This is a genomic window from Rhizobium sp. 10N427, from assembly GCF_056394605.1.
On record NZ_JBFTID010000044.1, the window covers coordinates 1 to 504 of the forward strand.

Below are 504 nucleotides of genomic sequence, written 5' to 3' on the forward strand. Positions count from 1 at the left end.
TCGCTGACCTGGTGGTCATGGCGGGGTGGCTGCACCCGTTCCCATTCCGAACACGGCCGTGAAACGCCCCAGCGCCTATGGTACTTCGTCTTAAGACGCGGGAGAGTCGGTCGCTGCCAGGTCTGCAAAACGCAACTAATCTTCTCATCACACATTCGGCCCTGCCGAAAACATCGGGCCGCGCAAGCGGCCTTTTGCTTTTGAAACTCAGGGACAACAGAACTTGAAATGCCGGGAACACTCGCAATGGTGCGTCCCTTACAGGAGACAAATCGCCTTCGGCAATTTGCTCCGGCAGTGAGCGTAAAACGCCTTCGGCGCTTTACGCTATCGTGACATTCGGCAAAGCCGAATGCACTGGCGCGGGGTGGAGCAGCCCGGTAGCTCGTCAGGCTCATAACCTGAAGGCCGCAGGTTCAAATCCTGCCCCCGCAACCAAATCCTCTTCATGGATACAAAACAGAATAGATAGAACCCGCGTTAAGCGGGGCTTTTGCGTTCAAC

Annotated in this window: 1 tRNA gene and 1 rRNA gene; both read left to right on the plus strand. The window is 56.3% G+C overall.

The features are described from left to right. Positions 1-7: 7 nt before the first annotated feature. Positions 8-122, plus strand: a 5S ribosomal RNA gene (gene rrf / locus AC1DIJ_RS30910). Positions 123-361: 239 nt separating this feature from the next. Beyond that, positions 362-438 (plus strand) — tRNA-Met (locus AC1DIJ_RS30915). Positions 439-504: the final 66 nt, after the last annotated feature.